The 15,728-nt window shown below is 74.0% G+C and carries 13 protein-coding genes; 7 read left to right on the forward strand and 6 right to left on the reverse strand.

What is annotated here, in order from left to right:
• Window positions 1–12: 12 nt before the first annotated feature.
• Together QP090_RS30340 and QP090_RS30345 are read right to left on the reverse strand one after the other, a co-directional pair.
• Window positions 13–450: an Imm1 family immunity protein gene (locus tag QP090_RS30340; protein ID WP_285942934.1), complete on the reverse strand. Its 438-nt coding sequence runs from the start codon at window positions 448–450 to the stop codon at window positions 13–15.
• Between the two features lie 43 nt (window positions 451–493).
• Entirely contained in the window at window positions 494–1,339 is an 846-nt protein-coding gene (locus QP090_RS30345) for a siderophore-interacting protein (RefSeq protein WP_285942935.1), read from the reverse strand.
• Between the two features lie 146 nt (window positions 1,340–1,485).
• Here QP090_RS30345 and QP090_RS30350 point away from each other — a divergent pair, with 146 nt between their 5' ends.
• Entirely contained in the window at window positions 1,486–1,950 is a 465-nt protein-coding gene (locus QP090_RS30350) for a nuclear transport factor 2 family protein (protein WP_285942936.1), read from the forward strand.
• A gap of 50 nt (window positions 1,951–2,000) precedes the next feature.
• Here the strand turns inward: QP090_RS30350 and QP090_RS30355 are convergent, their stop codons facing one another.
• Entirely contained in the window at window positions 2,001–3,209 is a 1,209-nt protein-coding gene (locus tag QP090_RS30355) for a serine hydrolase domain-containing protein (RefSeq protein WP_285942937.1), read from the reverse strand.
• 366 nt (window positions 3,210–3,575) lie between these two features.
• Here QP090_RS30355 and QP090_RS30360 point away from each other — a divergent pair, with 366 nt between their 5' ends.
• The 4 genes from QP090_RS30360 (at window position 3,576) to glpK (ending at window position 8,495) form a co-directional block, all read left to right on the forward strand.
• Complete coding sequence (locus QP090_RS30360) at window positions 3,576–4,343, forward strand: cyclase family protein (protein WP_285942938.1); 768 nt, start codon at window positions 3,576–3,578, stop codon at window positions 4,341–4,343.
• On the forward strand, window positions 4,340–6,016 hold the full coding sequence (locus QP090_RS30365; RefSeq protein ID WP_285942939.1) for a thiamine pyrophosphate-binding protein: 1,677 nt from the start codon (window positions 4,340–4,342) through the stop codon (window positions 6,014–6,016). Before QP090_RS30360 ends, QP090_RS30365 begins: the two co-directional genes overlap by 4 nt.
• 89 nt (window positions 6,017–6,105) lie before the next feature.
• Entirely contained in the window at window positions 6,106–6,933 is an 828-nt protein-coding gene (locus QP090_RS30370; protein WP_285942940.1) for an MIP/aquaporin family protein, read from the forward strand.
• Between the two features lie 44 nt (window positions 6,934–6,977).
• Window positions 6,978–8,495, forward strand: a complete 1,518-nt coding sequence (gene glpK / locus QP090_RS30375) for a glycerol kinase GlpK (protein ID WP_285942941.1) — start codon at window positions 6,978–6,980, stop codon at window positions 8,493–8,495.
• Window positions 8,496–8,538: 43 nt separating this feature from the next.
• On the opposite strand, the gene QP090_RS30380 is transcribed toward glpK, so the two are convergent.
• A complete protein-coding gene (locus QP090_RS30380; RefSeq protein ID WP_285942942.1) occupies window positions 8,539–9,507 on the reverse strand; it encodes a Gfo/Idh/MocA family protein in 969 nt (322 codons plus the stop codon).
• Window positions 9,508–9,636: 129 nt separating this feature from the next.
• Between QP090_RS30380 and QP090_RS30385 the strand changes: the two genes are divergently transcribed.
• Entirely contained in the window at window positions 9,637–10,542 is a 906-nt protein-coding gene (locus QP090_RS30385; RefSeq protein ID WP_285942943.1) for a trypsin-like serine peptidase, read from the forward strand.
• Window positions 10,543–10,723: 181 nt separating this feature from the next.
• On the opposite strand, the gene mgrA is transcribed toward QP090_RS30385, so the two are convergent.
• Complete coding sequence (gene mgrA, locus QP090_RS30390; RefSeq protein WP_285942944.1) at window positions 10,724–11,749, reverse strand: L-glyceraldehyde 3-phosphate reductase; 1,026 nt, start codon at window positions 11,747–11,749, stop codon at window positions 10,724–10,726.
• Between the two features lie 265 nt (window positions 11,750–12,014).
• On the opposite strand from mgrA, the gene QP090_RS30395 reads away from it, so the two are divergent.
• On the forward strand, window positions 12,015–15,302 hold the full coding sequence (locus QP090_RS30395; protein WP_285942945.1) for a hypothetical protein: 3,288 nt from the start codon (window positions 12,015–12,017) through the stop codon (window positions 15,300–15,302).
• Here the strand turns inward: QP090_RS30395 and QP090_RS30400 are convergent.
• Window positions 15,286–15,711: a hypothetical protein gene (locus tag QP090_RS30400; protein WP_285942946.1), complete on the reverse strand. Its 426-nt coding sequence runs from the start codon at window positions 15,709–15,711 to the stop codon at window positions 15,286–15,288. The two genes, QP090_RS30395 and QP090_RS30400, sit on opposite strands and share 17 nt — an antisense overlap.
• Window positions 15,712–15,728 lie beyond the last annotated feature (17 nt).

Here is a 15,728-nt window from a genome sequence, read left to right on the forward strand (position 1 = left end):
GACCGGGTCCGCTCAGCCCGGCGACTCCCATGCCCCGCGCGAGAAGTCCAGCCCGCCCGTGACGGCGAACTCCAGCGCGACGGCGGTCGCGTCTTCCTCGCTGACGAGCCGGCGGCGTGGATGCCCGGCGGGCTGACCGCCCAGGTTCAGCTCCACCTCGCCGGTCGCGCCGGGGTCGCCCACCAGGACCATCCAGTCGTCCCCGTTCACGGCCACGGCCGTGTGGTGACCGCGGCTGACTCCGATGATCAGCCCGGCCGCAAGGATCTCCACGGCGTCCGCGCCGTCGCCGAACGCCACGGTCACGCCCTCGGCGCCCTCGCCGAAGGACACCGTCGCGCTCTCGGCGGCGCGGACCGAGGCGATCGCCGACACGACGTCCCCCACGCTCGGCGCCACCACGATGGAACGCTCATGCCCCGGATGCCACGATTCCACTTCCATCAACACGGGCAGCCATTCTGCCCGAGGACGCCCCACCCGGTCGGCGCGGTCAGGACAGCGCCTTGGCCTCTTCCTCCTCGACCTGGCGGTTCCACTCGCGCTTGGACGACTGCCAGCCGTCCTCGTCCCGGCCGCGCCGCCAGTAGCCGGAGATCGACAGCCGGTCGAGCGGCAGTCCGCGGTCGACCCGTAGGTGCCGGCGCAGGTCCTTGACGAAGCCGGCCTCACCGTGCACGAACGCGTGCACCGTCCCGTCCGGGAACTCCAGGTCGCGGACGGCGCGCACCAGCGCGTCGCCGACCGGGCCGCCGTCCCGGTGCAGCCACACGACCTCGGCGCCTGCCGGGGCCGGGAGCTTCTGCTCCTCTTCGGGGCCCTCCACCTCGATGAACACCCGCGCGGGCGTGCCGTCGGGGACCCGCTCGAGCGCGGCGCCGATCGCCGGGAGGGCGCTCTCGTCGCCGACGAGCAGATGCCAGTCGGCGTCGGGGCTCGGCGCGTACGCGCCGCCCGGCCCGAGGAACAGCACCTCCTCGCCCGGCTCGACGCGCGCCGCCCACGGCCCGGCCAGGCCCTTGTCGCCGTGATGGACGAAGTCGATCGCCAGTTCGACCGCGTCGGGGTCCCAGGACCGGACGGTGTAGGTCCGGGTGACCGGCCACTGGTCGCGCGGGTACTCGGCGCGGATCCGGTCCATGTCGAACGGCTCGGGGTAGTCCACCCCCTTCTGTGCGAACAGCAGCTTCACGTAGTGGTCGGTGAACTCGCCCGCGCCGAAGCCGGCCAGCCCCTCGCCGCCGATCACCACGCGGATCATGTGCGGGGTGACCCGCTCCTTGCGCAGCACGGTCCCGCGGTTCACTCTCGGGCTCCTGCGCACCCTCTCGGTCGCCATGCGTGCCTCCGCTGACAGGTCTTCGGACGATGGTTATTAGGTAAGCCTAACTTCCTGGGCGCCGGTTTGGTCCAGCCGCCCCGTCCCGGGCGTCCGGCCGGTAGCGTGGGGCCGGGCGGCGTGTCGGCACACGGACGGGTGAGCGCATGGCGGTCAGCAGGCAGAGCATGACGGACGAGCAGCGCAGGTCGGTCGCGCTGGAGTACCTCAAGGGCCTCGACGGCGGCGGGACGACCTCGGACGGCGCCCCCCTCCTCGACCTGTTCGCCGGGGACGCCCAGTTCTACTTCCCCAAGTGGGGGCTGGCGACCGGCAAGGCCGAGATCGGCCGGCTGCTCGCCGAGGTCGGCGCGACGCTCACCTCGATCCGGCACCACTACGCCACGATCAACTGGGTGTGCTCCGGCGGCGACACCCTGGTCGCCGAGGGCACCAGCCACGGCGAGCACCGGGACGGGGCGTGGCGGGCGGGCGTCCCCGAGCGGGGCGCGGGCCGCTGGTGCGACGTGTTCGAGATCCGCGACTTCCTGATCCAGCGGCTGTTCGTCTACCTCGATCCCGACTACGCGGGCGCCGACACCGCCCGCTACCCCTGGCTCCAGGGGGAGTGAGGCGCCCCGCGCGGGCCCTGCGGGCGGGGCGTCCGCGCGGGCACGGCCGGTCAGCGGGCCCGGGCCCCGGTGCGGGCCGCGGCGACCGCTGCGGCGACGGCGCGGAACGCGTCGTCGGACTCGTCCTCGCCGACGACGGTGGCGAGCGTCGACTTCACGATGACCACGCCGTTCCGGGGCGAGACGTAGATGTGCTGCCCGGCCAGGCCGTTGGCTTCGAAGTCGCCGTCCTCGCCGAGCCACCATTGCAGGCCGTACCCCTGGTTGAACGGGGCGGAGGGCCGGGTCGACTCGGCCACCCACGAACGCGGCACGACCTGGCGGCCGTTGGCCCTGCCGCCGTTGAGGTAGAGCAGCCCGAACCGGGCGAAGTCGCGGTCGGTGGCGTAGTAGCAGCAGTAGCCGAGGCTGTTGCCGTTGGAGTCGTTGCCCAGGTACGCCCGGGAGCCCATCCCGGCGGGCTCCCAGATCTTGCGCTGCACGTAGGCGTGGTACGGGGTGCCGGTGGCCTTGGCGACGATCCAGGAGAGCACGAACGAGTTCATGCTCGTGTACTCGAACCGGCTGCCGGGCTCCCAGCCGCGCCTGCGCTGCCGGGCCATCTCGGTGATCGGGAGGCCGAGGCTCGCGGCGACGTGCACCGGCGGCACGTCCAGCGTCTCGTCCCAGGCGATGCCGGACGACATCCGCAGCAGGTCGCGCAGGGACACCCCGTCGTAGCCCGAGCCCTTCAGCTCCGGGACGTACCGGGTGACGGTGTCGTCGATGGAGCCGATGAAGCCCTCGTGCATTGCGATGCCGACCGCCGCCGAGGTGAACGACTTGGCCATGGACCACGACTGGAAGAGGGTGTCGCGGTTGGTGGTGACGTAGCGCTCGAACACCACGTTCAGGCCGTCCAGAACGACGAACCCCTGGGTGCCGGTGCGCGCGAGGTAGTCGTCGAGCGTGTGCTTCTGCCCCTTGTGGGTGTAGGTCACCTTGGACAGGTCGCGGGGCGCGTCGCGCAGCTCCACCGGATCGGACGAGGCGGTGAGCGGGTCGAAGCCCGCCGCGTTCCCGGTGACGGCCGCGGACGGGGCGGCCGGCTTCAGGTTCCGCGCCCCCGGACCGGGCTCGGCTCCCAAGGCCCCGGTGCCGGACGGGACCGCGCCGGACGGCACGGCGCCGGACGGCACGGTGGCGAGCGCCGGGGGAGCGGCGAGTCCTGCGGTGACGGCGGCGGTGGCGAGGGCAAGAGTCCAGGGCCTGTGGCGCATCGGACCTCCGAGGGGGGAACGGCCGGGAAACCTCCTGATGATGCTCGATGCGCGGCGGCGCGTCGACGTTGCGGGGCAACGAATTCGCGCGCCGAATCTGGTCATAAGCACACAGTCACCTGGGGCGTGGGGACGGCCCGTATATCTCACGCGTAGATGATCTGGTCAGCGTCTTGGACGCCCCCCCGGCGCGGGACGGCGGAGGGGCCGGCCCCCTCGGCGAGCTGCAAGTCCTGCTGGAGGGCAGGCTCGGCGGGCTGCTCGGCTGAATCTTCCTATCGGTCCCCGATGCCGGTACGTTCGGGGCACCGCGCGGGCGCCCGCCGCCCGCCGTATCGCAGGAAGCTCGTGGAAAGGACTGGGGCCGTGCTCGCCCAGCTGCTCGCCGCCGTCGCGGACGGATCCATCGAAGTGGTCGACCTGACCGCGCCGCTGTCGGAGTCGACGCCGATCCTTCAGCTCCCGGAGCCCTTCGCCAACACCGTGCCGTTCTCGCTGCGCGAGATCAGCCGCTACGACGACCGCGGCCCCGCCTGGTACTGGAACGACTTCACCACGGGCGAGCACGTCGGCACCCACTTCGACGCGCCGGTGCACTGGGCGAGCGGCCGGGACGGCGAGGACGTCTCCCAGGTCGCGCCGGGCCGCCTGATCGCCCCCGCCGTGGTGCTGGACTTCTCCGCGCAGGCCGCCGCCGACCCCGACTTCCTGCTGGAGATCGAGCACGTGCGGGACTGGGAGGAGGCCCACGGCCCGCTGCCCGAGGGCGGCTGGCTGCTCTACCGCACCGGGTGGGACGCCAGGTCGGGCGGCCAGGAGGAGTTCCTCAACGCCGACGAGAACGGCCCGCACACCCCCGGCATCTCGCCCGCGTGCGCGCGCTGGCTCGCCGAGGAGACCCCGGTCCTCGGGCTCGGGACCGAGACGGTCGGCACCGACGCGGGCGGCGCGCACGCCTTCGACCCGCCGTTCCCGTGCCACTCGTTCTTCCTCGGCGCCGGCAAGTACGGCCTGACGCCGCTCCAGGGGCTGGACCGGCTGCCGCCGCGCGGCGCGGCGCTGATCGCCACGCCGCTGCCGATCGTCGGCGGCTCCGGCAGCCCGGCCCGGGTGCTCGCCCTGGTCGAGAGATGAACGTCGCCGAGGCCGTGGGGGAGGCCCTGGCCCGGCTCGGCGCGGGCACCGTCTTCGGGGTGGTCGGCAGCGGCAACTTCCACGTCACCAACGCGCTGATCGCGAACGGCGCCCGGTTCGTGGCCGCCCGGCACGAGGGCGGCGCGGCGACGATGGCCGACGCGTACGCGCGGGTGAGCGGCGGGCTCGGCGTGCTGTCGGTGCACCAGGGGCCCGGTCTGACCAACGCGCTCACCGGGATCGCGGAGGCGGCCAAGAGCCGGACCCCGCTGCTGGTGCTGGCGGGCGAGGTGGCGGCCTCCGACATCCGGTCCAACTTCCGCGTCGACCAGGCCGCGCTGGCCACCGCGGTCGGCGCCATCCCCGAACGGGTCCACTCCCCGGAGACCGCGCTCGCCGACGTGACCCGCGCGTGCCGGACCGCCGTAGCCGAGCGCCGCACCGTGCTGCTCGGCCTGCCCCTGGACGTGCAGGCCGCCGGGCATCCGGGGCCGACGGCGCTCGCCCGCGGCCCGGCGCCGCGGGCCGCGTCCGTACCGCTGCTGCCCGTCCCGCCGCCCGGGGCCGTCGCCCGGCTCGCCGACGCGCTCGCCGCGGCCCGCCGCCCGGTGTTCATCGCCGGGCGCGGCGCCCGGCTCGCAGGCGCCCGCGAGCCGCTGCGGGCCCTGGCCGAACGCTGCGGGGCGCTGCTGGCGACGTCCGCCGTGGCGCGCGGGCTGTTCACCGGCGACCCGTTCGACCTGGACGTCAGCGGCGGGTTCGCCACCCCCGCCGCGGCCGAGCTGATCGGCGAGGCCGACCTGCTGGTCGGCTGGGGCTGCTCGCTCAACATGTGGACGCTGCGGCACGGCAACCTGGTCGGCAAGGGCGCGACGGTCGTGCAGGTCGACGTGGACGCGCGGGCCCTCGGCGCCCACCACCCGGTCGACCTCAGCCTGATCGGCGACGCCGCCGCGACCGCCCGCGCCGTCGAGGCCGAGCTGGCCGCGCGCGGCCACGCCGCGCCCGCCTACCGCTCCGCGGGGCTGGCCGCCCGGCTCGCCGCCGAACGGCGCTGGCGCGACCACCCCTACGACGAGCACCCCGGCGCGGCGGACGGCACCCGCATCGACCCGCGGACGCTCACCATCGCCCTCGACGACCTGCTGCCGCGCGAGCGGACCGTCGCCGTCGACTCGGGCAACTTCATGGGCTATCCGGCCATGTTCCTGGACGTACCGGGCGCCGACGGCCTGGTCTTCACTCAGGCGTTCCAGTCGATCGGGCTGGGCCTGGCGACCGCCGTCGGCGCCGCGGTCGCCCGCCCGGACCGGCTGACGGTGGCCGCGCTCGGCGACGGCGGCGCGCTGATGGGCGTGGCCGAGCTGGAGACCGCCGTCCGGCTCGGGCTCGACCTGCTCGTGGTCGTCTACGACGACGAGGCCTACGGCGCCGAGGTGCACCACTTCGGGCCGGACGGGCACCCGCTGGACGCCGTGCGGTTCCCACCCGCCGACCTCGCCGCGATCGGCCGCGGCTTCGGCTGCGAGGCCGCCACCGTGCGGGCCCCCGGCGACCTGGACGCCGTCGCGGCGTGGCTGGAGGGCCCCCGCGACCGGCCGATGCTCGTCGACGCCAAGGTCACCGGCGACCGTCCGGCCTGGTGGCTGGAGGAGGCGTTCCGCGGGCACTGACGGCCGCCGGGCCGACCGACTGTGACTGCTTATTCACCTTCCGTGATGGGAATGAACGCTGACGCGCACCCCCCGTCCGAGGAGGAGAGATGGCGGAACGGCCGAAGGTCCCCGGGCTCGTGTGGGAGATGTCGGCGGAGTTCGCCGGCACGCTGATCCTCATCCTGTTCGGCGCGGGCGTGGTCGCGCAGGTGTCCGCGGCGGGCCTCGGCGACCACGACAGCATCGCCTGGGCGTGGGGCTTCGGTGTCACGCTCGGCATCTACGTCTCCGCCCGGATCAGCGGCGGCCATATCAACCCGGCGGTCACGTTCGCGCTCGCGCTGTTCAAGGGCTTCCCGTGGCGCAAGGTGGCGCCGTTCATGCTGGCGCAGACGCTGGGGGCGTTCGTTGCGGCGCTGTTGGTGCGGTGGAACTACACCGAGGTGCTGGCCAAGGCCGACCCCGGCCACACGCTCAAGACCCAGACGGTCTTCTCGACCCTGCCGGGCAACGGCGAGCTGCCGGTGCACACCTGGGGCGCCTTCCGCGACCAGGTGATCGGCACCGCGATCCTGCTGTTCGTCGTGCTGGCCCTCACCGACCTGCGGAACGCCCCGCCGCTGGCCAACCTCGCCCCGCTCGTCATCGGCCTGCTGGTGGTGGCGATCGGGATGGCGTGGGGCTCCGACGCCGGGTACGCGATCAACCCCGCCCGCGACTTCGGCCCGCGCCTGGCCGAGTTCCTGACCGGGTACGACCACGCCTGGCGGGACCAGTACGGCGATCTGTACTTCTGGGTTCCGATCGTGGCGCCGCTGCTGGGCGGGGTGATCGGCGCGGCGCTGTTCATCCTGCTGATCGGGCGCGGCATCCCGGACGAGCCGGTGCCCACGAGGGCACCGAGCGGGCCCGAGCCCGAGTACGACGTGACCTGACCGGGGCCGCCGTCCCGTCACCGACCCAAAGGAGAGGCAGTCGCATGGCGGACTTCGTCGGCGCGATCGATCAGGGCACCACGAGTACCCGGTTCATGATTTTTGATCATGGTGGGAACGAGGTGGCGCGGCATCAGTTGGAGCATGAGCAGGTTCTGCCGCGGGCGGGGTGGGTCGAGCATAATCCGACCGAGATCTGGGAGCGTACTCGCGCGGTGATCGAGAGTGCGCTGAACAAGGCGAATCTGGGCCATTCTGATCTCGTGGCGCTTGGGGTCACTAATCAGCGTGAGACCACTCTGGTGTGGAATCGGGTTACTGGGCGTCCGTATTACAACGCGATCGTGTGGCAGGACACCCGTACCGACAGCATCGCGGCTGAACTCGACCGCGACGGCCGCGGCGACGTCATCCGTCGGAAGGCCGGGCTCCCGCCCGCGACGTATTTCTCCGGGGGGAAGGTCCAGTGGATTCTGGAGAATGTTGAGGGGGTGCGGGAGGCCGCCGAGAGCGGTGAGGCGGTGTTCGGGAACATGGACACCTGGGTGTTGTGGAACCTGACCGGCGGGACCGACGGCGGGGTGCACGTCACCGATCCGACCAATGCCAGCCGCACGATGCTGATGGATCTGGAGACCTTGGACTGGGACGACGAGTTGCTGTCGTTCTTCGGTATCCCGCGCCGGATGCTCCCCGAGATCAGGCCGTCTTCGACCTCGGAGCTGTATGGCGTCACGAGGTCCGATGGTCCGTTGCGGGGTGAGGTGGCGTTGAGCGGGATCTTGGGGGATCAGCAGGCGGCGACGGTGGGGCAGGTGTGCTTTTCGCCGGGAGAGGCCAAGAACACCTACGGCACCGGCAACTTCCTCCTCCTCAACACGGGTACGGAGCTGGTGCGTTCCAAGAGCGGCCTGTTGACGACGGTCTGCTACAAGTTCGGTGATCAGGCGCCGGTGTATGCGTTGGAGGGGTCGATCGCGGTGACGGGGTCGGCGGTGCAGTGGCTGCGCGATCAGCTCGGGATCATTTCGGGTGCCGCGCAGAGCGAGTCGTTGGCGGCGCAGGTGGCCGACAATGGGGGTGTGTATTTCGTGCCGGCTTTTTCGGGGTTGTTCGCTCCGTACTGGCGGTCGGATGCGCGGGGCGCGATTGTCGGGTTGTCGCGTTTCAACACCAATGCGCATGTCGCGCGTGCGACGTTGGAGGCGATCTGTTACCAGTCGCGGGATGTTGTGGAGGCGATGCGGGAGGATTCGGGGGTGGCGTTGGATGTGCTGCGGGTGGATGGCGGGGTCACGGCCAACGAGTTGTGCATGCAGTTGCAGGCCGACATTCTGGGTGTTCCGGTGTCCAAGCCGGTGGTCGCCGAGACCACCGCGCTCGGCGCCGCCTATGCCGCCGGCCTCGCTGTCGGTTTCTGGACGTCGACCGACGAACTGCGGCGGAACTGGAACGAGGACAAGCGCTGGGAGCCCACCTGGAACGACGAGCAGCGCACCACCGGTTACGCCGGCTGGAAGAAGGCGGTGACCCGCACCTTCGGCTGGGTCGACGTCGACTGAGTCCGGCCCCCGAGCCCGACCGTGGGCGCGTCCCGCCCGGTCCTCAGCGGGTCTGGGCGGTGATCTCCTCGATGACGCGCAGGACGGCGACGGACTCCTCGAGCGGCATCAGCGGTGACTCGGCCAGCCCCGCGCGCAGGCACCGCGCGACCTCCTCGGCCTGGTGGGTGTAGCCGCGCCCCTCGAAGGCGGCGGTGACGGTCTCCGGGTCGCGGCCGTCGCGGATCAGCGTCATCGAAGTGGGCCGGTAGAACGGCGCCGCCACCTCGATCCGCCCCCGCGTCCCGACCACGGTGGCGGTGTGCGGCGAGGCGCCGGTGAAGCCGCAGTGCAGCACCGCGAGCGCTCCGGACCCGTACCCGAGCACGATGCCGGTGGCGGCGTCCACGCCGGTCGGCGCGGGCGTGGACACCGCGCGCACCGTGTCGGGGGCGCCGAGCAGCGGCCAGGTGAACGACAGCACGTAGCAGCCGAGGTCCAGCAGCGCGCCGCCGCCCAGATCACGCGACCACAGGCGGCTCTGCGGGTCGAACGGCGCGGCGGTGCAGAAGTCGGCGTAGACCGCGGTGACCTCGCCGACGGCCCCGTCGCGGACGAGCCCGGTCAGCTTCCGGACCAGGGGGTTGAAGCGGGTCCACATCGCCTCCATGGCGAAGAGGTCGCGCTCGCGGGCGAGGCCCGCAAGCCTCTCGGCGTCGGCGGCCGAGGTGGTGAACGGCTTCTCCACCAGCACCGCCCGCCCGGCCTCCAGGCAGAGCCTGGCGGGCGCGTAGTGCAGGGGGTGGGGCGTGGCGACATAGACGACGTCGACCCGCTCGTCGGCCGCGAGCCCGGCGTACGAGCCGTGCGCCGTGGGGACGCCGTGGCGGGAGGCGAACGCGGCGGCGGTGTCGGCCGAGCGGGACCCGACGGCCACGACCTCGTGGCCGGGCAGGCGGAGCAGGTCCTCGGTGAAGACCGCGGCGATCCCGCCCGCGCCGAGGATCCCCCAGCGAACCGGTGACTCGATCATGGAACCGATGGTACGCGGGCCGGCGTCCTTCCCCGGGGGGTGGCGATGATCTAGCATCCGCCGGGACACCGTCGTCCGGCCGGGGCCGCGCCGACCGCGCCACCCGGCCCGCTTGAGAGGAACCCTCCCATGCCCAGACGAAGACTCGTCGGAGCCGCGCTCGCGGTGCTCGCCGGCGGAACCCTGCTCACCGCGACGGGCGGGGCGGCGCAGGCCGGCACCGCCGCCGCCGATGCCGCCGCCGCGCCGGCGGCCACGGCCCGGACGGCCGGGAAGCCGAAGGAGGTCGACTTCACGAGCATCGTCGCGCTCAGCAACTGCTCGGGCTCCCTGGTCCGCGGCCCGCGCTCGCGCGACACCGACAAGGCCCTGGTGATGACCAACGGGCACTGCCTGGAGAGCGGGATGCCGAAGGCCGGCCAGGTCATCGTCGACCAGCCGTCGTCCCGGACGTTCAAGCTGCTCGGCCCGTCCGGCGAGAACGAGCTCGGCACGCTGAAGGCGACCAAGGTCGAGTACGCCACGATGACCGACACCGATGTGACGCTGTACCGGCTCGACAGCACCTACGCGCAGATCCAGAAGAAGTACGGGTCGCCGGCGCTGCGCCTGTCGGCGGCCAAGCCGCGGGTCGGCAGCGAGATCCGGATCGTGTCCGGCTACTGGAAGGCGATCTACGGCTGTAAGACGGCCGCGGAGGTCTACCGGATCCGCGAGGGCGAGTGGACCTGGAAGAACTCCATCCGGTACGCGCCCGAGTGCCAGACGATCCACGGCACGTCCGGCTCGCCGATCATCGACGTCCGGACCCGGCAGATGGTCGGGATCAACAACACCGGCAACGACGACGGCGAGCGCTGCACGCTCAACAACCCCTGCGAGGTCGACCGCGAGGGCAACGTGACCGTCCGTCAGGGGATCCACTACGGCCAGCAGACCTACCTGCTGGCGCGCTGCCTGGGCCGCGGCAACGAGGTGGTTCTCGACCGCCACTGCGCGCTGCCCAAGCCCGCGAAGGCCGCCGCCGGCCGCTGATCCGTCCCCCCTCCGCCGCGCCCCCGCCGGCGCGGACCCCCGCTGATATGGCCCCCGGGTGCGCCGGACGCGCGCCCGGGGGCCGTGCCGTCAGCGGGCGGCCCCGGTTGCGGCCTCGGGGCGCGCTCGCGCCGGGGCCGTCCGGGGCCGTGTGGGGCCGTCCGGGGCCGTGTGGGGCGGGTCAGCCGGCGCTGGAGGCGGCCCAGATGTTGACGCCCGCCTCGACGGCGTCGCGGTCGATGGCGGCCAGTTCGTCGGCGGTGAAGTCCATGCGGTCCAGGCTCGCCACGTTCTCCTCAAGCTGTGCGACGCTGCTCGCGCCGATCAGCGCCGAGGTCACCCGCCGGTCGCGCAGCGTCCAGGCGAGCGCGAGCTGGGCCAGCGACTGGCCGCGCGCGGCGGCGATCTCGTTGAGCGCCCGGACGTGCCGGAGGTTGGCGCCGGTGAGCAGGTCGGGGGAGAACGAGGTCCCCTTCCCGGCCCGCGACCCCTCGGGCACGCCGTTCAGGTACGTGCCGGTCAGCATCCCCTGGGCGAGCGGCGAGAACGCGATGCAGCCCGCGCCCTCGCGCTCGAGGGTGTCGAGGAGGCCGCCCTCGATCCAGCGGTTGAGCATCGAGTAGGACGGCTGGTGGATGAGCAGCGGCGTGCCCATCCCACGGAGGATCGCGGCGGCCTCGGCGGTGCGCTCGGGCGAGTAGGAGGACACTCCGGCGTAGAGGGCCTTGCCCGACCGCACCGCGCGGTCGAGCGCGCCCATGGTCTCCTCCAGCGGCGTCCCGGGGTCGAACCGGTGGCTGTAGAAGACGTCGACGTAGTCGAGGCCCGTGCGGCGCAGCGACTGGTCGAGGCTGGCGAGCAGGTACTTGCGCGACCCCCACTCGCCGTACGGGCCGGGCCACATGTCGTACCCGGCCTTGGTGGAGACGATCAGCTCGTCGCGGTAGGGCGCGAGGTCCTCGCGGAGCACCCGGCCGAAGTTGGCCTCCGCCGACCCGTACGGCGGCCCGTAGTTGTTGGCGAGGTCGAAGTGGGTGATCCCGAGGTCGAACGCGCGCCGCAGGATCGCGCGCTGCACGTCCAGGGGCCGGTCGTCGCCGAAGTTGTGCCACAGCCCGAGCGACACCGCCGGGAGCTTGAGCCCGCTGCGCCCGCACCGCCGGTACTGGACGCGCTCGTATCGGTCACCCGCCGCAACATAGGTCATGCGGCCGATTGTCCCAGCAGCGCGGTGGGCCGGGGCCCGGTCGGGCCCGCCGCCGGTTCCTCGCCGGACGCTCCGGCCGGCCCCGGCCCGCGCCGGGGTTGCCGGACGGTGCGGCATCGGGCATCATCGGCGCCATGATCCTCAGGAAGGGCGGACTCCGCCCGGGCCGTTGAGCCCCATCGAGCCGGCCTCGGAGCCGGCCGGACCCGCCGTCGCGGCCGTCGAGCCGCTGTCGCGCCTGGAACCTCTCCCTTACCCGCGGCGCATGCGGATGCTCGCGCTGCACGCCCGGCGCACCGCCGGGACCGCCGAACTGCGCGTCCTGCTCACGGAACTGTCCTCCGGAGGCCGGGACGAACGGCGTGCCGCGCTGCACATGGCGATGGCGGCCCGCGACCTCGCCTACGTCGAACGCGTCCTGACCGGTCCCGATCTGGAGCTGCGCCGCGCGGCGCTGCGTGCCGTGCGGACCCTGCCGGTCTCCGACGAGGCGGCGGCGGGAGTCCTCGACGACGCCCCGTCCGGGCTCCGTGCGGCCCTCTACCGGACGCTGCGCCACGCCCGCCGCACGGCGCTCGCCGACCGGCTCCTGCCGCAGGTGCGGAGCCGGTGGGGCGACCGGGAGGCCGCCGCCCTGCTGCCCGCCTGCACACAGGGGACGACGGCGCGGCTGCTGCCCGAGCTGGTCCACGCGGTGACGTCGTGGCGCGCGCTCGGGAGCCGCCACCCTCGTGCGCTCCTCGACCAGGCCGCGCGCGAGACCGCGGACGACCGGTTCCCGTGGGAGTGGGTGCGGACCCGCCGGTGGGGCCTGGTGGCCGCCGCGCTCCGCGAGCCGGAGCTCGCCCTGTCGGTCCTGGAGGGCGGGGGGCTCGGCCGGTTCACCGAGGGGTTCCCCGCCAAGGTGATCACGGCCCTGTACGAGTGCGACGCCGGCCGGACGGCCCGGCTGCTGCGGCGCGGGCGGCGCCGGCGGGGGTCGCTGCCCGCCCGCGTCCTCGGCCATCTGCGCTCCCTGCCGGACGAGGAGCTCCTGGAGTTCCTCCCGTCCGACCCGTACGCGTTGCGCGACCACCTGCGCCGGTTCCCGCCGGGGCGACGCGCCGAGGTGCTCGACCTCGTGCTCGAACGTGCGGGCGGCCCGGGGCCGGGACTGAGGGGGATCGCGCTGCTCGACCTCCTGCCGCCGGAGCGGGCGGCTGTGGAGGCGCGGCGGATGCTCGACTGGCACGGGTCGGTGTGGCACTCCGCGCGCAGGCGGCTGGACGATCCGGGCATCCCCCTCCGGCTCACCGCGTTCCTGCCGGACGGGGAGGCGACCGTGCCGCTCACCGAGGCGGCCCGCGGCGGGGACCCGAGGCTGCGCGGCCTCGCCCGCGGGCTCCTCCTGGACCGGGCCGCCCGCGCTCGGGACCGCGGGCGTGTGCGGGTGCTGGTCGCCGAGCTGTCCGCCCGCGTCCGCAACGAGCGGGACCCGCTGCGGGGCGAACTGGTCACCGGCCTGCTGAAACTGCCGGTGTCGCTGCTGGACGACGGGTACGTCCCCGCGCTCGACGAGCTGTGCGCCGCGATCGTGGATGCCCGCGACTCGTCGGAGGAGACCAGACGGGTGCTGCACGCGCTCGCGGGCCGCGTCCTGGCGCATCACTCGTCTGCGGGGCTCACCGGCTGGGCGCTGGACGTCTACGAGCGGTTGGTGGCCCGGTACGGGTGGGAGGGGATCTACCCCGCGCCGCATCACACCCGCCTGGACCTGGTCCTGCCCAAGGGCCTCGAACGGGAGCTGCTCGCCCGGCTGCGGCCCCACCTCCGCGCGGCGCGGGAACGGGAGGACCCGGGGCTCGCCCTGGTCCTCGGATGGACGCTCGGCCGCCGGGCGCACCTGCTGGAGGAGCTCCAGGACGACCTGCGCGCGGCGATCCTGCGGTCTCCCGGAAAGCCGGTCCTTGATGCCGCGGAGCTGTGGCTCGCCCGTCCGGCGGGGCGGGAGGAGCGCGCCGTGTCCCTGCTCGCCGACGACCCGTCCGCGATCGCGCTGCCCGGGGTCTGGAGCGTCGTCTCCCGGCGCCGCACCGACCTCCTCCTCGCGGCGCTGGACGGCGACCGCGAAGGGGGCGCGTCCCGCGGCGACCGGGTCCCGGAGGTGACGGCGGGCTCGGCGGGACGCTGGACGGCCGCCCAGCGCGAACGCGTCCGCGAGCGGCTGACGGCCGCGGTCCGCGACGGCGCGCTGCCGCCGGACGCCCGGCTCTCCGCCCTCGCCTCCCTCGGCCGCCTCCCCGGCGGGCTCGGCGACCTGGTGCCGTACGCGGAGCAGGACGAGACTGTCCTCGCCGAGGCCGCGCTCGACGCCATGGCCGCGTCGGACCGGCCCGCCGAGGCGCTGCGGATCCTGCTGCTCCACGCGCGCGGGCCGGCCTCGCGGGTCGCGGTGGCGGCGATGGCGCGCTGCTGCCGGTCCGTCCGGCCCTCGGTGCTCGGACCGCTCCTGGACGAGGTGCTGACCGGCCCGGCCGCCAAGGTCACCGCGCGCAAGCGGGCCGCCGCGCTCCTGGAGCGGCACCGTCCGCCCGGCGCGGCCGAGGCGCTCCTGCGCGCCTGGGACGACACGGCGCTGCACCGCGATGTGCGGATCGCGGTGGCGGTCGCGCTGCGCTGGATGCCCGAGACCCCCGGCGCCTTGGACCGGCTCTTCGCCGCCGCCGGGCCGTACGCGGGGGAGCCGATGCTGCGCACCCTCTTCCAGGCGCGGCCCGGCGAGTACGCGCCCCGGCACCGGCCGCGCTACGCGGAGCTGGTCCGCGGGCTGCTCGACGCCGCCGACGGCCCGGGGGTCCGGTTCCGGGGCGTGAAGGCGTTCGCCGCGTGGACCCGGTGGTACGAGGGCGGGTTCGACGAGATCCTCGAATCCGTCGCCGACCCCGGGAACGACGCCGGGACGGCCGGGCTGTCGACCCTGCGCATGCTCGTGCGGACCGGTGCGCTCCGCGATCCCGCCGTCGACGTCCTCGCCCGGCTCGTGGAGGCCGGGCAGGAGCCGGTCGCGCGGGCCCGAGCCGCCGGGCTCGCCGGAACGATCTCCCAGCTGCCCGGCGTGTATGACCCGGAGACCTGGCGGCTGGACCTCGCCCGCCGCGCCGTCCGCGTTCTCGCGCCGCACCCCCTGTACCGGGCGCAGGCTGCGGACATCGTGGTCACGATGCTCTTCGTCCCGAGGACCGGACCGTCCGACCCGGACGAGATCACCGCCGGATTCGGGGAGCTGGCGGCCCTGCTCGTCGACCGGCCGGTTCTGGCGGCGCGCCTCGCCGAGTCGCTGGGCCAGCGGCTCGGCCGCTGGGACCCGCCGAGGTACCTCCCCGCCGCGCGGGCGCTGGCGGCCGGGGACGGCGTCGCCGCGCAGCTCCTGGCGGTGCGGCTCGTCCAGGCCGGCGGGCGGGCCACCGAGTGGACCGGCGGCTGGCGGGAGCTGCTCGACGGGCTGCGCCGTTCGGACCACGTCGAGATCCGCCAGGAGGCCTGGGACGTCGAGGACCTCACCGGCGGCGGGTGACCCGGCGCAGCGCGGCGAACTGCAAGGCGCCGAACCCGGCGACCACCACGGCCTGGAGGACCGCCCACACCCCGCCGGCCGTGCTCAGCGACAGCCATCCGGTCGCCACCGCCACGACGCTCAGCACCGGCCACAGCACGTTGGCCTCCACCACCGCGCCGACCGCGGTGCGCCGGGGCTCGGCGGGCACCGACACGGCCCAGACCGCCACCGCGTACACCACCAGGAAGGCGCCGATCGCGCGGCCGGTCACCGGGTCGAGGCCGAGCAGCTCCTCCAGCGGCCCGGCCAGCGCCAGGTAGGCCAGGCCGTTGGCGCCGGTCACCACGCTGTCGAGCCTCAGTGCCGCCCTGAGCAGGCGCCGGTCGTCGGCGCGGACGCCGTCGGCCATGGAACGGATCGTGGTCATCGGGGTTCCCCTCTCGT

The sequence above is a fragment of the Actinomadura xylanilytica genome (genome assembly GCF_030283145.1).
Lineage (GTDB): Bacteria > Actinomycetota > Actinomycetes > Streptosporangiales > Streptosporangiaceae > Spirillospora > Spirillospora xylanilytica.